We start from the raw sequence: 255 nt of genomic DNA on the forward strand, positions 1-255 counted from the left end.
CGCTCGAGGTGTTCAAGGCGATGCGGGCGGAATGGCCCGCGCACAAGCCGATGGGCATTCGCGTGTCGGCGACCGACTGGGTCGAGGGCGGCTTCAACCCCGACGAGGCGGTCGAGTTCGCCAAGGCTCTCAAGGCGCTCGGATGCGACTTCATCGACGTCACCACCGGCGGGCTCGATCACCGTCAGCAAATTCCGCTGGCGGCCGGCTACCAGGTGCCGTTCGGCGAACGGATCCGCAAGGAAGCGGATATCC

The 255-nt window shown here is 66.7% G+C and carries 1 pseudogene; it reads left to right on the plus strand.

What is annotated here, in order from left to right:
• Positions 1–255 (plus strand): annotated as a pseudogene (locus tag MRBLSP13_RS22515) (oxidoreductase); the annotation flags it as partial.

Source organism: Sphingobium sp. LSP13-1-1.1 (genome assembly GCF_040676415.1).
In the GTDB taxonomy this organism is placed as follows: domain Bacteria; phylum Pseudomonadota; class Alphaproteobacteria; order Sphingomonadales; family Sphingomonadaceae; genus Sphingobium.